This window comes from Streptacidiphilus sp. ASG 303, from assembly GCF_020991365.1.
Classification (GTDB): domain Bacteria; phylum Actinomycetota; class Actinomycetes; order Streptomycetales; family Streptomycetaceae; genus Peterkaempfera.
This window is the reverse complement of sequence record NZ_JAJLRA010000172.1, coordinates 1-287: the sequence shown is the minus strand read 5'-3', so window position 1 is coordinate 287 and position 287 is coordinate 1. Positions and strand designations below refer to the sequence as shown.

Sequence of the window (287 nt, the reverse complement as noted above, 5' to 3'; positions counted from 1 at the left end):
CCAGCTGGAGAAGATCCTCTCCTACCTCGACATCGGCCGCGCCGAGGGCTCCAAGGTCCTGGCCGGCGGCGAGCGGGCCGACCTCGGCGGCGAGCTGTCCGGCGGGTACTACGTCACCCCGACCGTCTTCGAGGGCGACAACAGCATGCGGATCTTCCAGGAGGAGATCTTCGGCCCCGTCGTCTCCGTCACCCGCTTCGACGGCTTCGACGACGCCCTGCGGATCGCCAACGACACCCTGTACGGGCTCAGCGCCGGCGTGTGGAGCCGCGACGGCTCGCGCGCCT

At 70.4% G+C, this 287-nt stretch carries 1 protein-coding gene; it reads left to right on the top strand.

What is annotated here, in order from left to right; genetic code table 11:
• Window positions 1-287: aldehyde dehydrogenase family protein (locus LO771_RS30385; protein WP_230748381.1), on the top strand; the 287-nt coding region annotated here is incomplete at both ends.